This is a genomic window from Bathymodiolus heckerae thiotrophic gill symbiont (assembly GCF_900128515.1).
Lineage (GTDB): Bacteria > Pseudomonadota > Gammaproteobacteria > PS1 > Pseudothioglobaceae > Thioglobus_A.
Genome location: NZ_FQTP01000164.1, coordinates 1 through 2039, shown reverse-complemented (window position 1 = coordinate 2039; position 2039 = coordinate 1). Strand labels below are relative to the sequence as shown.

2 protein-coding genes are annotated in these 2039 nt (G+C 37.0%); one reads left to right on the top strand and one right to left on the bottom strand.

Annotated features, from left to right (window positions below; all coding sequences use genetic code 11):
* Positions 1-1655, top strand: a 1655-nt coding sequence (locus BTHERMOSOX_RS10665; RefSeq protein WP_138121118.1) for a helicase C-terminal domain-containing protein, incomplete at its 5' end; no start/stop codon positions are given.
* Position 1656: 1 nt separating this feature from the next.
* On the opposite strand, the gene BTHERMOSOX_RS10660 is transcribed toward BTHERMOSOX_RS10665, so the two are convergent.
* Entirely contained in the window at positions 1657-2010 is a 354-nt protein-coding gene (locus BTHERMOSOX_RS10660) for a DHCW motif cupin fold protein (RefSeq protein ID WP_171004752.1), read from the bottom strand.
* Between the last annotated feature and the right edge of the window lie 29 nt (positions 2011-2039).

Below are 2039 nucleotides of genomic sequence, written 5' to 3'. Positions count from 1 at the left end.
CTTCTGATAACTCTCTTTTTGATAACACTTTATTATTTGATGAGCCACCTGGAAAATATCAATTAGAACAAATGGCTGAGTTGCTTGAAGATTATTCAGCTAAAAAATGGAATGGTGAAATCGATGATTTAATGCGTGCACCTGGGCATGATATTTGGGGAAAAATTAATTGTAATCGTTTTACTTGCACGGCAAAAAGCTGTGAATTTTATCAAGATTGTGCTTTTTTCACAGCGCGCAAAAAAATTACTAAGGCTGATGTCATTATTGCCAACCATGATTTAGTATTGGCTGATCTTGCTACTGGCAATACTGTACTTCCAAACGTAGATGAATCCATCTTTATCTTTGATGAGGCACACCATCTTAGCTCGAAAGCACTTTCACATTTCTCATTAACAACGAATACTGAGTTTATTAAAACCAGTATTCGTCAAGCCAAGGGCGTAAGTGATCAAATGTGTAAGATCACTGGTCAAAATAGTGCTGATGTCAACATCAAACAAGTGGATGACTATGTTGCCGATCTTAGCATTCTATTAAAAACCCTAGAATTTGACGAGGATGTTTATCTATTTGACCAAGGTCAAGTGGATAGTTCAATCAAGGATATTGCTAAAAATCTGTTTATTTCAGTTGCTGATATTCAAAATAAATTTTCCATTCTAAGAGGGTCCTGGGGAGATTATTTAAAAATTAAAGTGGTGGATAAATCCATTGTTGATCCGATTAATAATGCCAGTGGCGAATGTGAACAGCATCTACTTAGCATTGTAGAATTATTATCTTCTTTTTTAGCAAGCGATGACAACGCTCAATCGCCCCACTCTCGCTGGATTGAGAAAAATATACTGACCAATAAAAAAACTAATTACAGTCTCTGCAGTGCACAAACTGATATTTCCAGTAATTTAAATTCCTTGATTTGGTCAAAGGCTGCAGGCGTGGTACTAACCTCTGCAACGCTATCCTCTTTGGGTAGTTTTGACAGACTCAACAAGCAATTAGGATTGATAAAACCTGAGAATCAGTATCTGCGCCTACCCTCCCCTTTTATATTTGACCAAGTTGATTTTGTTATTGCTAAATTTAAAGCCAACCCTACTCAAGTATATGATCACACTCAAGAGGTTGCCGAACAGCTACTTAAGCGCATCGACAGCACACAAGGAACTTTGGTGTTATTTGCCTCTAACAAGCAAATGCAAATGGTGGCAGATATGATTGAAACTAAGCTTGACTGCACTTTATTCATCCAAGGCGAATACCCCAAGAAAGTCATTATAGAAAAACACACCGCACTGCGTCAAAAAAACCAAGGTAGTGTGATCTTTGGACTTGATAGCTTTGCTGAAGGGGTTGACCTTAAGGGCGACAATCTTACTCATGTGGTTATTGTAAAGCTACGTTTTAGCGTACCCAGCTCTCCAATTGACAAAACCTTGGCAGATTATTTACAATCTCAGAATCGTAATCCATTTATGGAGATCTCACTACCAGATGCTTCTCTTAGGTTAATTCAGGCTTGTGGTCGTTTAATTCGAACTGAAACTGATACTGGAAAAATTACCATTTTTGACAATCGCCTTACTACTAAGTTTTATGGCAAGCAGCTATTAGCCACCCTACCAAATTATAATGTTATTATCGAATAATTTAATTACTTTCCGCTAAAAAGTTACCGTCAATAATTAATAAATGAACGCCTTGCTTAGTTATTGAACGATGAGCACTCAATCCATCAGAAACAACATACGACATGCCTTCATGTAAAGTGGTTGTCTCTCCATTTTTTAACTTATTAGTCACTTCGCCTTTAAGACAATAAACAATATGGCCTTTTTCACACCAATGATCAGCTTTATAGTTTTGAGAGTACTCAACATACCTTATGCGTAATCCTTTGAACTGCATCGTCTGCCAATAAGCCATACCCGTTTCTCCAGCATGTTCAGTACGTGGAACACTACTCCAATCTATAGTTTGAAAAGGAATGCTTGTATTGTTTATCATATAATTTTAAAAACGCCAGAAAGCTT